Source organism: Kingella sp. SNUBH-2017 (assembly GCF_028680565.1).
Taxonomy (GTDB): domain Bacteria; phylum Pseudomonadota; class Gammaproteobacteria; order Burkholderiales; family Neisseriaceae; genus Kingella_D; species Kingella_D pumchi.
This window is the reverse complement of the sequence record NZ_JAPHVK010000007.1, coordinates 57427-71581: the sequence shown is the minus strand read 5'-3', so window position 1 is coordinate 71581 and position 14155 is coordinate 57427. Positions and strand designations below refer to the sequence as shown.

The window sequence follows — 14155 nt, the reverse complement described above, 5'->3', positions numbered from 1 at the left end:
GTTTGAAAACAGCCCCTACCCCCCGCCCGAGAAAGCCCATGTCCGCCCACACCCCCTTAAACAAAACCGACGCCCTGATTGCCGCTGCGGTGATTTTCCTGTGGGGCGTCAGCTTTTATTTTATGAAACTCGCGCTGGCCGAAATCAGCCCGATGGTGCTGGGCGTGCTGCGTTTTGCCCTGATGCTGTTTCCCGCGCTGTTTTTCATACCGTGCCCCGCCGTGCGCTGGTACTGGCTGGCCGCCTACGGGCTGGCCATCAGCTTCGGCCAGTTCAGCCTGCTGTTTGGCGCGCTGGCCGTGGGCATGCCTACCGGACTGGCGGCGCTGGTGCATCAGGCTCAGGTGTTTTTTACCGTTATCATCGCCGCCCTGATTTGGCGCGAGCCGGTGCGCGGCAACCATTGGACGGCGATGCTGCTGGCGGCGGCGGGGCTGGGCTTAATCGGCGTCGGCCAATATCGGGGCGAATTGCCGATGACCGGCATGCTGCTGTCGCTGGCCGCCGCGCTGGCCTGGGCGGCGGGCAATCTGCTGGTGAAGAAAATCGGCCGCGTGCAGGCGCTGTCGCTGGTGGTGTGGGGCAATGTCGTTACCCTGCCGGCCTTTGCGCTCACCGCATGGTTGCTGTACGGGTTTGACGGCATCGCCGCGCAAATCGGCGGCATGACTTGGCGCGGCTGGGTCGGCGTCGCCTTTCTCAGCTATCTGGCCAGCCTGGGCTGCTACTCCGGCTGGGGCAGCCTGCTCTCCCGCCACCCCGCCGGCAAAATCACCCCGCTGGCGCTGCTGATTCCGGTTATCGCCCTGCTGCTGGGCGCGCTGATTTTGCACGAACCGCTCAACGGCTGGCACTGGGCCGGCGCCGCTGTGGTGATGGCCGCGCTGCTGGTGCAGGTGTTCGGCGCCCGCAAGGCAGCCTGAAAAAACCGGATTGGTACGTTCGGACAACATTGGCAGAAACCGTAAACGAAACCCACAAAGGCAGCCTGAAAAAGGTAAGGCAGCCTGAAAACCGTATCCGCGGTTTTCAGGCTGCTTTGGTTTTGCCCTGCCGTTTCGGATCAGCGCCCGCCCAGGCGGGCGGCGACCGGGCAGTCGGCATCGTGGGCACCGGGTAGGTAGCCGGTGCTCATCAGAAATTCGTTGACGATTTCGCGGCCGACAAACCTAAAGGTTTTTTTAAAGATTTTCAGCCAGCTGTCCAAACCAGGCGCGGCGGCGGCGTGGGCGTCGAGCCAGTTTTTAAAGGAGCCGTGTTCGGCTTGGATGGCAAGGATTTGGCGGGCGTTGTGGATGGCGGCGTTGATTTTCAGGCGGTTGCGGACGATGCCGGTATCGGCAAGCAGGCGCTCGCGGTCTTGGTCGTCAAATGCGGCGACGGCGGCGATGTCAAAGCCGCGATAGGCAGCCTGAAAGGCGTGCTGCTTGCGCAGAATCAGCGTCCAGCTCAGGCCGGCCTGGTTGATTTCCAGCACCAGCCGCTCGAAAAGTTCCTTGTCGTCGGCCACGGCAAAGCCGTAAACGTGGTCGTGGTAGTGTTTGTTGGGGTCGCTGCTGCCGGCGGGCAGGCTGTTGGCAAAACGGCAGTAGCTCATGCGCCGCTCCCGTTTTTCAGGCTGCCTTCAAGGGCGAGCAGATGGTCGCGCAATACCGAAAGATGGGAGTGTTCGGGATTTTTGACGGCACTTAACAGCACAGTGGCGGGATGTTCGGCATGGATGCGGCGCAGCTCTTCCAGCGCCGCCTGCCGCTCGGGCGCGGCCAGCTCGGCGCGGTAGCGGCGGGCAAATTCGGCAAAACGGCTGTCGGGGTCTTGGTGGTACCACTCGCGCAGCGCGGCCGAGGGCGTGAGATCTTTAAGCCAGACGAATTGGTTCATGGTTTCTTTGCGGATGCCGCGCGGATAGAGGCGGTCGAGAAAGACGGCGGCTTCGTCCGGGGCAGCCTGAAAGCCGTAGATGCGTGCGAGGCGGTACATGGCGTTTCCTTAAAATGGATTTTCAGGCTGCCTTTTGCTGAAAAAGGCAGCCTGAAAACGGTTTAGCGTTTGCGCTTGGCGGCGGGCTGGTTCCAATCCTGCTTTTCGGCACGCGCGGCGTCGCGCTCTCGCTCCCATTGCTGCAAAGCTTTTTGCTGCCGGCGGCGGACTTCGTCTTCGCTCACGGTTTCGCCTGCCTGCCGCTGGCGCTTGGCATTTTCGCTGATTATCGCCGGCAGCAGTCTGGCCACCGCCGCTTCGGCATGGGCTATCGCTTCTTCGCGCATCGGCTGGGTATCGCGGCAATACTGCTGGAGTTTGGCGGCGCTGGTTTTGGCATCGGGCATCGGATAGCGTTTTTCAAAGTCGGCTTCAACCCATTCGTACAAAGTGGCCGCCTGGTGTTTTTTTCCCAGCTCGGCATCGTGTTGCACGCAGCGCTGCGCGATTTCCGGATCGGCAGCCACCAGCATGATGTACAGGTCGCTGTAGTATTTGGCGCTGGCCGACCCCTGCGGATAGCAGGCGCGGCCGGTGGTGAAATGGACACTGCGCTCGTAGAGTTTGATGCAACTTTGCTCCAACTCGGCATTGCTGCCGGCGGTTTCGGCGGCCAGTGCCGGTGCCGAGAAGAGGGCAGCGCTTAGGGCAAGGGCGGACAGAATCGGCGTTCTCATTTGGACTTTCCTTTGTTGCGAGAAGGTTTGCGGACGGTTTGGCCGGCTTCGGCGGCGTGGGCTTGGGCGCTTTGTTTGCGCCAGTTTTGGTAAAGCCACTCGAATTCCCGGCGGATTTGCGCTTCGCCTTGGGGTTCGGACGACTGTTTGTCGGACTCGATTTCGGCGGCCAGTCTTTCGGTGAAGCTGCGCGCCATCAGCGCTTCGGCATAATCAAGCGCCTGCAGGCGGCGGGTTTTGGTTTCGCGGCACAGGCGGGATCGGGTGGCGGCGTTGTCGGGCGCATCGCCGTATTGTTGTTCCACCGCGGCCATTTCGCGGCGGAACGCCGATTGCGGGTCTTGGCCGGCGCGGCCGAAATAGCCCGCGCAGCGCGCGCCTTCGGGGCCGTTTACCGCCAGCCACAGCGCGGTTTCCTTATAGTAGCGGCCGATTTCGGGCTGCGCTTCGTGGCAGAACTGGCCGCCGGACAAGGCAATCAGCCGGCGGTAGGATTGCAGGCATTCCTGTTCGTTCTCTTCGCCATCATTTCGCCATCATTGGGTGCGGCCAAAGCCGGAAAAGAGAGTAGAGCGCATAAGGCCGGGACAAGCAGTTTTTTCATCGGTAAACCTGTGGCGGGGAAAGGGCGCAATCTTAACAGAATCGGCCGTCGGCGGTACAATGCGCGCCGCCGTTTCAGGCAGCCTGAAACGGCATCTTTTTGTTTGTCCACCGCATTGGAAATGCCGCCCATGATTGCCGTATCCGCCCGCCACGATCTGCAGCCGCTGCACACCTTCGGCCTGAGCGCCCGCGCCGCTGCCTTCTGCACGCTGGAAAACGAAAGCCAGCTGCCTGAAATTATCAATCTGCCCGAGTTCGACCCCGCCACCGTGCTGTGGCTGGGCGGCGGTAGCAACGTGCTGTTTATGCGCGACTATCCGGGTCTGGTGGTCAAAATGGCGAATAAAGGCATCCGCATCATCGGCGAGCGGCAGGACGGCCGCGTGTTGGTGCAGGCGCAGGCGGGCGAAATCTGGCACGACTTTGTGCAGGAGATGATTGCTCGGGAGCTGTACGGTGCCGAAAACCTGAGCCTGATACCCGGCACCGTCGGCGCCGCGCCGGTGCAGAATATCGGCGCTTACGGCGTGGAAGTGAAAGACCTGGTTCACAGCGTGCGCTGCTACGATTTGGCTCAGAGATGTTTTGTCGAACTCACGCAGGTAGACTGCCGCTTCGCCTACCGCGACAGCCTGTTTAAAGGCGAGGGCAAAGGCTGCTATGTGATTTGCGCGGTTACATTTGCCCTTTCCCGCCGCTTCACGCCCAAGCTCGGTTACGGCAATCTCGATGCGCTTCTGGCCGCCGAGGGCAAAACCGCGCCCAGCGCCCGCGAAGTGGCCGCTGCCGTGTGTCGCATCCGCCGCGAAAAACTGCCCGACCCCGCGCAAACCGGCAATGCCGGCAGTTTCTACAAAAACCCGCTGGTCGATGCCGCCGCCGGTGCCGCGCTGCTGGCGCGTTATCCCGATATGCCGCACTACCCGCAGCCGGACGGCAGTCTGAAACTGGCCGCCGGCTGGCTGATCGAGCAGGCCGGACTCAAAGGGCGGCAGATCGGCGGCGCGGCGGTGCACGAGCGGCAGGCGCTGGTGCTGGTCAACCGCGGCGGCGCCACCGCCGAGGATGTGCGCCGCCTGTCCGACGAAGTGCGCGCCACGGTCAAAGAACGCTTCGGTGTCGAACTCGAAGCCGAGCCGGTATGGCTGCCGGCCGGGGCGTAACGCGCGGCAAGACCGGTCAAACGGTTTTCAGGCTGCTATTCCACCGCGGATAGGCAGCCTGAAAACTTTTCGGCGCTTGGATTCGGGCATAAGTAACAAATAAGGTGCTACTCATCACTAGAGGTAGGGAAATAATCTTTAATAAATATAATCTTATTTGCTATTCTCATGCTGTGATGACACTCCAAATGCCGCTTTGCACAGTCTTGGGTGGGTGTAGTGGGATTTGCCCGTTTCGGAGTTCTTCGTGCGTTCGTTGAAGAAGTCTTTGTGCCGTTCGAACTATGCTTTCAGGCTGCTTTCAAAATCGGCTCTGCGGCTGCTTTTCAGGCTGCTGTTTTGACTGTTGGGCAATGACGGGATTGGGTTTGGGCGTCGCAACTGCGCTGCACCATTCAGGCTGCCCGAATGTCCGAAGCAGCCTGAAAAACGGTGTTGTCTTTCAGGCTGATTTTGTATCGGTCAAACGGCTTTTCAGGCTGCCTAATCGGCATGGTTCAGGCAGCCTGAAAAGCTGAAACCCTAATCCCGCGCCGCCATTGCCAGCATTTCGGCGGCGTGGGCGCGGGTGGTGTCGGTGATGGTTTCGCCGCCGAGCATGCGGGCGATTTCGGCGGTGCGCGCGTCGCCTTCGAGCACGCGGATTTCGCTGACGGTCTGCCCGCCCTTACCGTGTTTGCTGACCTGCCAGTGCTGTTCGCCGCAGGCGGCCACTTGGGGCAGGTGGGTAACGGCCAGCACCTGGTGGCGGGCGCCGAGGCTGCGCAGGGCGCGGCCGACGGTTTCGGCCACGCCGCCGCCGACGCCGGTATCGACTTCGTCGAAAATCAGCGTCGGCACTTGGGTGTAGCGGCTGGCGGCCACCTGCAGCGACAGGCTGATGCGGGCGAGTTCGCCGCCGGAGGCGGCTTTGTTCAGCGGACGCAGCGGGTTGCCTTTGTTGGCGGCCACCTGATACTGCACCTGTTCCAAACCGTGGGCGCCGGGGGCGGAGGGCAGCAGTTCGATATGAAAGCGTGCGCCTTTCATCGCCAGTTTTTGCAGGTGGGCGCAGGTTTCGTCGGCCAGTTTGGCGGCGCCCTGGCGCCGTTGGGCGGACAGGCGCTGGGCGGCTTCGTGGTAGGCGGCTTCGCAGCGCTCGGCGTTTTGGCGCAGCGCTTCGGTGTCGGCGGCGGCGTCCAAATCGTTGAGGGCGGCTTGGATTTCGGCGAGTTTGGCCGGCAGCTCGGCTGGTTCGACGCGGTATTTGCGGGCGGCGGACATCAGCTCGCGCATCCGCTCTTCCTGCAGCGCCAATTCCTGCGGGTTGATTTCGACGCTGCCGCCGACACTTCTGAGATTGGCGGAAACTTCTTCCAGCTCGGCTTCGGCCGAGACGATGAGTTCGATGCTCTCGGCAAAGCGCGGCTCGATGGCGGCGAGGTTTTCCAGTTCGCGGCGGCAGCGGTAGAGCAGGCTGGCGGCGCCGTCTTCGCCGTCGATGTATTCGCGGGCGGTTTCGGCGGACTGCAGCAGTTCGGCGGCGTTGGCCAGGCTGTCGTAGCTGCGGTTGAGGCTTTCCCATTCGCCTTCGGCGGCGCCGAGTTTGTCGAGTTCGCCAAACTGCCATTCGAGCCGCTCGCGCTCGAGGGCGATGTGCTCGGACTGGGTTTGCGCCTGCTCCAGCGCCTGCAGCGCCTGCTGCCACAGCCGGTAGTGCTGGCGCACTTCGTCGGCGGTTTTCAGGCTGCCTGAAAAGGCATCGAGCAGGTGGCGCTGGGCGGCTTCCTGATTGAGCGAGTGGTGGGCGTTTTGGCCGTGGATGTCGATCAGCTGCTCGCCAATGTGCTTGAGCTGGGCGAGGGTGGCGGTCTGGTTGTTGATAAAGCTGCGGCTGCGGCCTTTGGCGTCGATAATCCGGCGCAGGCTGAGTTCGGCGGCGTCTTCGTCAAGCAGCCCCTGATCGCGCAGCTCGGCGGCCAAATCGGGCAGGGCGGAAAGGTCGAACAGGGCAGAAAGGCGCGCTTCTTTGGCGCCGGTGCGCACTTGGGCGTAATCGGCTTTGTCGCCTAAGAGCAGGCCGACGGCATCAAGGGTAACCGATTTGCCGGCGCCGGTTTCGCCGGTGAGCACGGTAAAGCCGCCTTGGAAATCGAGATCGAGTTTTTCAACCAGGACGAAGTCCTGCAAAGACAGTGCGAGCAGCATGAAACAAAAGTCCTAGAACAATGCGGGAAAACCGTTTTCAGGCTGCCTTCGGACAAAGGCAGCCTGAAGAAATCAAAGCAGTTGGAATACGAAGAAAATCAGCGTGTGCAGCACAAACAGCGGCACCAGTATGCCGAAGGACCAGGCCAGATAGCCGAAAAAGCTGGGCATCGCCACTTTGCGCTGCTCGGCAATCGCTTTGACCATAAAGTTCGGCGCATTGCCGATATAGCTTAGGGCGCCCATAAACACCGAGCCCATCGATATCGCCAGCAGGGTGTGGAACAGCGGGCCGGTCATCAGGCTTTGGGCGTCGCCGCCGGCCATATTGAAGAACACCAGATAGGTGGGCGCGTTGTCCAAAAAGGCCGACAGCAGGCCGCTCATCCAGAAATACATGGTATTGACCGGATTGCCGGCCGAATCGTGCACCAGCGCGATTAAGGGGGCGAAGGCGCCGTGTTCGCCCGCCTGCAAAATGGCGATAACCGGCGAGATGCTGATAAAGATGCCGAGAAAGAGTTTGCCCACTTCCATAATCGGGTCCCAGTTGAACTCGTTACCGGCGCGCACCTGCTTGGGCGTCAGCAAGAGCGAGACCAGCGCCAGCGCCAGCAGGATGACGTCGCGCACCAGATTGGGCAGCAGATAGGCAGTGCCGAAAATATTGAAACCGGGATGGTCGGGCTTCCACAGGCCGGACATCAGCACCGCGCCGACTACGCCGGCCAACAGCAGAAAGTTGATCTTGCCGAAGATTTTGATTTTGCCTTCGTCGGCGGTTTCGTGCGGCAGCACTTCGTCTGCCTGGGCGTAGTAGTGCGCATCGAGCAGGTAAAAGGCCGTCAGCAGCACAGCGGCGCTGATCAGCACCGGCGCGGCCATATGCATCACCGTCCAGCCGAAATCAACGCCTTTCAAAAAGCCCAGAAACAGCGGCGGATCGCCCAGCGGCGTCAGGCCGCCGCCGATATTGGCCACCAAAAAGATAAAAAACACCACCACATGCACGCGGTGCTTGCGGTGTTCGTTGGCCTTGAGCACCGGCCGGATCATCAGCATCGCCGCGCCGGTGGTGCCCATTACCGAAGCCAGCAGCGTGCCGATCGCCAGCAGCAGCGTATTGAGCCGCGCGCTGCCGCGCAGGTTGCCCCACACCAAAATGCCGCCCGATACCGTATAGAGCGCCAGCAGCAGCAGGATAAACGGAATGTATTCGCCCACCAGCGCATGCACCACCAGATGCAGGCTCTCGCCCAGCCCGTACACCAGGCTGAAAGGAATCAGAAACAGCAGCGTCCAGCCGGCGGTAATCTTGCCGAAATGGTGGTGCCAGGTATGGGAAAAAAACAAAGGGCCGGTGGCGATGGAGAGCAGGATCAGCACAAAGGGCAGACCCCACCACAGCGGCAGAGCGGCGCCATCGACGCCGGAAGCCTGCGCGGCGGCGGGCAGCAGCATCAACAGCGCACTTAACATGCGGACGGGCATAGTGGTTCCTTTTTCTTCTAACAAACGGACAAACTTCAGAACAGCATTCCCGGCCGCCGCGCCAGCGCCGCGGCCGAAAGCGCCGATTATATACCAAAGCACCGCCACGACGCCCGCCGGCGCCAGTCCGCATCAATCCGGCCGGCCGCCGGCAGCACGGCAAAAAAGCAGCCTGAAAGCCGTTTTCACGCTTTCAGGCTGCCTGCATATCAGATCGGCCCTTATTTTTTGCCGCCGATAACTTTGCTTTGGAGTATCGGCAGCGTCCACGCGCCGCCGGTAAAGCCTTTGCATTGGCCGGTGGTGTCTTCACGGCTGCGCACAAAGGTTTTGCCGTTCCACACCGCGCTTTGGCCGCCCCAGCAGTCGCCCAGACCGCGTCCTTTGAAACCGCCCGACAGTGTGGCGGTTTTCGGATCGAAGCCGGCATGGCCGCCGTATTCCTGCGGCAAAACCTGTTCGACGAGGCTGAGTTTGGCGTTCATCACGGCGTTGAAGCTCGTGCCCTGATACGCGCCCGATATGCACGAAGTGTCAATCAGCACCTGTCTGCTGTTAAGCGGATAGACCGTGATGTCGCGCTGCCGATCGGGTTCATGCAGATCGCCGCAGCGCTCGAAACGATCGTCGTTTTTACGTCCCTGATTGCTCTTTTGCAGCAAGGCCATTACTGCTTTATGTTTGGCCGTGCCTTTTTTCAGCGTGTATTCACCTTTTTGCGGTACGGCGGCGGCGCGGATGGTCGGCACCGGCTGCGGCTGCAATACGGCGCGGGTGCTGCGCCCTTTGCGTATCAGCGCCGAGGGCGTGTTCAGGCGGCCTTGGAATTCGTCAAGTTTCAACATGGCTGCCGCCGCGCCTTTGTCCGACAGCGTCCAGGTGTTTGCGCCTGATATAACTTCGATTTTGGCGTCGCGGCGCAGGGCGGTCAGCAGGGCTTGGGTTTGCGCGCCGCTGAGCTTGCCGTAGCCGTCTTTGTCAAAACGGATGGTACCCAGCGCTTTGCCGTTGAGCCGCAGTTCGCTTTTGGCTGCCAGCTTCAAATCGGGCTCGTTGTCGGTGAAATCGGGGGCGACGGCGATTTGCCCGATCACCGGCGCATTGCCGCCCGCCTTGCGTGTGAACAATACGGATACGGGATGTTCGATTTCTCCATCGTCCTGATAACCGGCGATGCGGCAGGTGCCGGTGTTGTCGCAGGCGGCATCCCAGTCTTGGTAGGATGTATAAAACCCTTGCAGCGGCGCGGCGGCGGCAAGGGCAGGGGAAAACAGGGCAAAGACAAGCAGGCGTTTCATAAAAGCTCCCGGTTAAAGCGTGGCGGAAAAAGGTTTTCAGGCTGCCTGAAAACAAATTGCCGCCTGCAAGTGGCAGGCGGCAAGGAAAAGGGTGGCGAGCCGAACCCCCGGCACTGACGCTCCCGAGTGGGCTGCTGGCTTCCGCCCCTGACCCGTTGTTCGAAATTGTCATGCGGGGAGACCCGCCGTAAGGCTGTGCATTATAGCGGCCGCAGCCAAAATAGCAAGGGGCTGCGGGGCTTGGGGCGTTTCAGGCAGCCTGAAAAAAGCACCTGCCGGGCACTAAAGCGCGGGCGGGTGCTTGAAACCGTTTTTCAGGCTGCCTTTGCGGCGTTTTACAGCCCTGCAGCGGCTTTAAGCGCGGCGGCTTTGTCGGTGCGCTCCCAGGTAAACTCCGGCTCTTCGCGGCCGAAGTGGCCGTAGGCGGCGGTTTTGCTGTAAATCGGACGCAGCAAATCGAGCATTTTGACGATGCCTTTGGGGCGCAGGTCGAAATGTTCGCGCACGATGGCGATCAGTTTGTCTTCGCTGATTTTGCCTGTGCCGAAGGTGTCGATGGCAATCGAGGTCGGCTCAGCGATGCCGATGGCGTAGGAGATTTGGATTTGGCACTGGGTGGCCAGGCCGGCGGCGACGATGTTTTTGGCAACGTAGCGGCAGGCGTAGGCGGCGGAGCGGTCAACTTTGCTCGGGTCTTTGCCCGAGAATGCGCCGCCGCCGTGCGGGGCTGCGCCGCCGTAGGTGTCGACGATGATTTTGCGTCCGGTCAAACCGCAGTCGCCGTGCGGGCCGCCAATCACGAATTTGCCGGTGGGGTTGATCAGATATTTGGTTTCTGCCGTGAGCATTTCGGGCGGCAATACGGGCTTGATAATCTGCTCGATTACCTGTTTTTCCAGCTCTTCATGGCTGATTTCGGGGTCGTGCTGGGTGGAAAGGACGACGGTGTCGATGCGTTTGACTTTGCCGGTTGCGCTGTCGTACACGGCGGTAATCTGCGCTTTGGCATCGGGGCGCAGCCACGGCAGGCGGCCGTCGCGGCGCAATTCGCTCTGACGCTGCATCAGGCGGTGGCTGTAATAAATGGCAAAGGGCATCAGGGTGGGCGTTTCGTCGCAGGCGTAGCCGAACATCAGGCCCTGGTCGCCCGCGCCCTGTTCTAAATCCAAGCCTTCGCCTTCGTTCACGCCTTGGGCGATGTCGGGCGATTGTTGGTCGTAATACACGCCGACGGCGCAGCCTTTGCTGTCGAAACACAGCGCGGGGTCGTTGTAGCCGATGCGCGCGATGGTATCGCGGGCGACTTTGATGTAATCGACGTGGGCATGGGTGGTGATTTCGCCGGCGAGTACGCACAGGCCGGTGTTGACCAGCGTTTCGGCGGCGACACGCGCGGCGGGGTCTTGCGCCAAAACGGCGTCGAGAATGGCATCGGAGATTTGGTCGGCCACTTTGTCGGGATGGCCTTCGGATACGGATTCGGAGGTGAAAAGATATTCGCTCATGGCTTTGGTCTTTCGTTGGCGGGTGGCGGAAAGCAGCCTGAAAACGGCTTCAGGCTGCCTGTTTCGGGTGCGGCGGGCAAAAAAATACCCGCATTTAAGCGGGATTTCGATTGCCTGCGGCGCTGCCGCAAACCACATCGGTTTTGAAAAACCGTCCACCTTACTCGGCGAAACCGCGAAGCAGGTTGGCATGGAAGTCCCAACTCTTAATGCGGGGCGGATGGTAGCAAATCCGCACGGCATCGGCAAGCAAATGCGAATGTTTTTTAAACGGCAAAAGCAGCCTGAAAACCTTGAAACGGGTTTTCAGGCTGCCTTTTGGCTGTCAGGCTGCCCTGTTTTTTCAGTTGTAGCTTGGGGTGCGCCCCAACAAATCTTTTGGTATTGGGAAATATTGGGTTTGGTACCTCAATCTACCTGCTGCCTTTTTCTCTGTAACGTCATTAGCTTACGCAAGTCCGCTACGCTACCACCGCGTAGGCGGGAATCTTGGTTAAATCCAGGCAAAGGCTTGTTTTCCCAAGTCCTGTAAAAGCCCAAACAAGATTCCCGCTTGCGCGGGAATGACGGCAGGGGGCGTTTTCCGTATCCTGTCGAAACCCAAAAAAGCAGCCTGAAAACCTTGAAATGGGTTTTCAGGCTGCCTTGTTTTTCAGGCTGCCGTCAGCAAGTCCAGCGCTTCGCGGTATTTGGCCAGCGTTTTGGCGATCACGTCGGCGGGCACGGCAGGGGCGGGCGGCTGTTTGTTCCAGCCGCTGCTTTCCAGCCAGTCGCGCACGAACTGTTTGTCAAACGAGGGCGGGCTGATGCCGGTTTGGTACTGGCTTTGCGGCCAGAAGCGGCTGGAATCGGGGGTCAGCACTTCGTCCATCAGGGTCAGCGTGCCGTTTTCGTCGAGGCCGAACTCGAATTTGGTGTCGCAGATAATGATGCCGCGCGTTTCGGCGTAGGCGGCCGCTTCGCTGTAAAGGGCGACGGCTTTGTCGCGCACCTGCGCGGCCAGTTCGGCGCCGATGATGCTTTCGCATTCGGCAAAGCTGATGTTTTCGTCGTGGCCGCCAACTTCGGCTTTGGTGGATGGGGTGAATAGGATTTCGGGCAGTTTTTCGGCTTCGCGCAGGTTTTCAGGCAGCCTGATGCCGCAGACGGCGCCGGTTTTTTGGTATTCCTTCCAGCCGCTGCCGGCCAGATAGCCGCGCACGATGGCTTCGATTTTTACCGGTGTCAGGCGTTTGGCGACGACGGCGCGTTTTTCGACGGCGCGGGCTTCGGCTTCGGGCAGCACGTCGTACACGCTTTGGCCGGTGAAGTGGTTGGGCATGATGTGGGCGAGTCTGCCGAACCAGAAATTGGAGATTTGGGTAAGGATTTCGCCTTTGCCGGGGATGGGTTCGGGCAGGATGACGTCGAAGGCGGAGAGGCGGTCGCTGGCGACGATCAGCATGGTTTTGTCGTCGATTTCGTAAAGGTCGCGCACTTTGCCGGAGTAGATTTTTTTCAGGGAAAGGGTGGTCATGACGGGCTCGCAGTAGGGAAAAAGGGGGCGGGGGATGCCAAAGGCAGAGTGTTTTTCAGGCTGCCTTAATCCTGTACGGGGCAGCCTGAAAAACGCCGGGTTTATTTGCTGTATTCACGCTGGTGGCGGGTGCCGATTTGTTCGGCAACGCGCTGGCGCAATGCCTGGTCGTTTTTGGCGCGTCCGTCGATGCACAGGGCGATGTAGAGCTCGCGGCGCACGGGGTCGCTGCCGTTGATTTTGCCGCCGATGACTTTCCAGTCGGACTGGCGCGGCGTGATCCAGCGGCGGCCTTCCAAATCGGCGTAGGCAAAGGTTTTGAGCTTGGCGCCTTCGGAGCCGAGCAGCTTGTTGCCGGTTACGCACAGCAGGCCTTCGGCGCTGATGTTGTCGTAGCCGGCGGCCGAGCGGTTGTTCAGCAGATAGCGCACGCTGCCGTCGGCGGCGGTGGTGATGCTGGAGAGCAGGATGCGCGGTTTGCCGCGGAAGGTGGGCGAAACGTAGATGTCGAGCCATTCGGGGTCGGCCGGATCGGGCACGGCGGGCAGCGACAGCTTGCTTTCGCTGAAGTTTTCGGTTTCAAGGCGGCCGCCGCCCATTTGGTCGAAACGCTTTTCGGTCAGCGATTCGGCGGCAGCGCTGCCGCAGAGCGCAACGGCCAGTAGGAATCCGTATGCGGTTTTGCTCATGTTCTGCTCCTGTCCTGAATATCAATATGGGAAACGGCGAAGGCTTAAGGCAGCCTGAAAACGGCAAAAGGCGTTTTCAGGCTGCCTTTGGGGCTTATGCTTTGCCCAGCGCGGCCAGGATTTCGCCGCGCACGTCGTCCACCGGACGGGTGCCGTCCACTTTCACGTAGCGCGGGGCGTGCTCGCCGCTCAAGCCGCTGTAAAAGCCGATTAGAACGGCGGTTTCGCCGTGATAAACATCCAGGCGTTTGCGCACGGTTTCTTCTTTGTCGTCGCTGCGCTGGATCAGGTCTTCGCCGGTTTCGTCATCTTTGCCTTCGACTTTGGGCGGGTTGTGGACGATGTGGTAGCTGCGGCCGGAAGCGGGGTGCACGCGGCGGCCGCTGATGCGCTCGAGAATCACGGCGTCGGGCACGTCGATTTCAACCACCGCATCCAGCGCGATTCCGGCCTGCTGCAGCGCTTCGGCCTGCGCCAGCGTGCGCGGGAAGCCGTCAAACAGAAAACCGTCGCGGCAGTCGTCTTGGGCGATGCGCTCTTTGACCATGCCGATGATGATGTCGTCGCGTACTAAGCCGCCTTCGTCCATGATTTTTTTCGCTTCCAAACCCAGCGGCGTGCCGGCTTTGATGGCGGCGCGCAGCATGTCGCCGGTGGAAATCTGCGGAATGCCGAAGGCGCGGGTGATGAACTGTGCCTGTGTTCCTTTGCCTGCGCCGGGGGCGCCGAGCAGCAATATTTTCATAATCTGTCTTTCGTTGCGGGGTGGGAAAAGGGCGCTATGTTAATACTTTTTAAACTATGCTTCAAAGGCAGCCTGAAAGAACCGCCGCGCGGCTTGCAATGGCGGCGGCTGCAGCTTTTTTGTATAAAACTTCCATAAAATGGGTTAAGAAGCGCTAAAGTATTTATTTTGTTGTTTCTAATATCAAATGTGCCGTTTTTTGGGCTGCGGGTGCCGAAAAACGGCGTTTTTTCACGGCCAAAGGGCAAGTATTTGCTGCAAAAACCGCCGTTTGGCTTGGCATAAAGGTTAAGAAACC

The 14155-nt window shown here is 60.5% G+C and carries 14 protein-coding genes and 1 other RNA gene; 3 read left to right on the top strand and 12 right to left on the bottom strand.

The features are described from left to right. Positions 1-38: 38 nt before the first annotated feature. The gene (locus OP500_RS07025; protein ID WP_274070558.1) at positions 39-923 is read left to right on the top strand and encodes an EamA family transporter; all 885 of its coding nucleotides are present in this window, start codon (positions 39-41) and stop codon (positions 921-923) included. A gap of 140 nt (positions 924-1063) precedes the next feature. Here the strand turns inward: OP500_RS07025 and OP500_RS07020 are convergent, their stop codons facing one another. The 4 genes from OP500_RS07020 to OP500_RS07005 all read right to left on the bottom strand — a co-directional run bounded on the left by OP500_RS07020 (position 1064) and on the right by OP500_RS07005 (position 3130). Continuing rightward, positions 1064-1597, bottom strand: a complete 534-nt coding sequence (locus OP500_RS07020) for a DNA-3-methyladenine glycosylase I (RefSeq protein ID WP_274070557.1) — start codon at positions 1595-1597, stop codon at positions 1064-1066. Continuing rightward, positions 1594-1980 carry a DUF488 domain-containing protein gene (locus tag OP500_RS07015; protein WP_274070556.1) on the bottom strand — a complete coding sequence of 129 codons (387 nt, stop codon included), beginning with the start codon at positions 1978-1980 and terminating at the stop codon, positions 1594-1596. Before OP500_RS07015 ends, OP500_RS07020 begins: the two co-directional genes overlap by 4 nt. A gap of 62 nt (positions 1981-2042) precedes the next feature. Next, positions 2043-2657, bottom strand: coding sequence for a hypothetical protein (locus OP500_RS07010; RefSeq protein WP_238745701.1), 615 nt, complete (start codon positions 2655-2657; stop codon positions 2043-2045). Next, positions 2654-3130: a hypothetical protein gene (locus tag OP500_RS07005; protein ID WP_238745703.1), complete on the bottom strand. Its 477-nt coding sequence runs from the start codon at positions 3128-3130 to the stop codon at positions 2654-2656. Before OP500_RS07005 ends, OP500_RS07010 begins: the two co-directional genes overlap by 4 nt. A 261-nt stretch (positions 3131-3391) precedes the next feature. On the opposite strand from OP500_RS07005, the gene murB reads away from it, so the two are divergent. After that, positions 3392-4426 carry a UDP-N-acetylmuramate dehydrogenase gene (gene murB / locus OP500_RS07000; protein ID WP_238745736.1) on the top strand — a complete coding sequence of 345 codons (1035 nt, stop codon included), beginning with the start codon at positions 3392-3394 and terminating at the stop codon, positions 4424-4426. A 522-nt stretch (positions 4427-4948) separates the two neighbouring features. Here murB and recN read toward each other — a convergent pair. From recN to metK, 5 genes are all read right to left on the bottom strand, one after another. Then, positions 4949-6613 (bottom strand): DNA repair protein RecN, encoded by a 1665-nt coding sequence (gene recN, locus OP500_RS06995; protein ID WP_238745705.1) that lies wholly within the window; start codon positions 6611-6613, stop codon positions 4949-4951. Between the two features lie 72 nt (positions 6614-6685). Continuing rightward, entirely contained in the window at positions 6686-8104 is a 1419-nt protein-coding gene (locus OP500_RS06990; protein WP_238745707.1) for a sodium:proton antiporter, read from the bottom strand. A gap of 221 nt (positions 8105-8325) precedes the next feature. Then, complete coding sequence (locus OP500_RS06985; RefSeq protein WP_238745708.1) at positions 8326-9402, bottom strand: DUF1176 domain-containing protein; 1077 nt, start codon at positions 9400-9402, stop codon at positions 8326-8328. Between the two features lie 90 nt (positions 9403-9492). Next, positions 9493-9589, bottom strand: an RNA gene (gene ffs / locus OP500_RS06980) — signal recognition particle sRNA small type. A 148-nt stretch (positions 9590-9737) separates the two neighbouring features. Continuing rightward, the gene (metK, locus tag OP500_RS06975) at positions 9738-10907 is read right to left on the bottom strand and encodes a methionine adenosyltransferase (protein ID WP_238745709.1); all 1170 of its coding nucleotides are present in this window, start codon (positions 10905-10907) and stop codon (positions 9738-9740) included. Between metK and OP500_RS06970 the strand changes: the two genes are divergently transcribed. After that, the gene (locus tag OP500_RS06970) at positions 10906-11439 is read left to right on the top strand and encodes a hypothetical protein (protein ID WP_238745710.1); all 534 of its coding nucleotides are present in this window, start codon (positions 10906-10908) and stop codon (positions 11437-11439) included. The genes metK and OP500_RS06970 overlap by 2 nt on opposite strands. Before the next feature lie 120 nt (positions 11440-11559). Here OP500_RS06970 and OP500_RS06965 read toward each other — a convergent pair whose 3' ends face one another. The 3 genes from OP500_RS06965 to adk all read right to left on the bottom strand — a co-directional run bounded on the left by OP500_RS06965 (position 11560) and on the right by adk (position 13857). After that, positions 11560-12423, bottom strand: a complete 864-nt coding sequence (locus OP500_RS06965; RefSeq protein ID WP_238745711.1) for a phosphoribosylaminoimidazolesuccinocarboxamide synthase — start codon at positions 12421-12423, stop codon at positions 11560-11562. Positions 12424-12524: 101 nt separating this feature from the next. Beyond that, on the bottom strand, positions 12525-13112 hold the full coding sequence (locus tag OP500_RS06960) for a CNP1-like family protein (RefSeq protein ID WP_238745712.1): 588 nt from the start codon (positions 13110-13112) through the stop codon (positions 12525-12527). 94 nt (positions 13113-13206) lie between these two features. Further along, complete coding sequence (gene adk / locus OP500_RS06955) at positions 13207-13857, bottom strand: adenylate kinase (RefSeq protein WP_238745714.1); 651 nt, start codon at positions 13855-13857, stop codon at positions 13207-13209. Between the last annotated feature and the right edge of the window lie 298 nt (positions 13858-14155).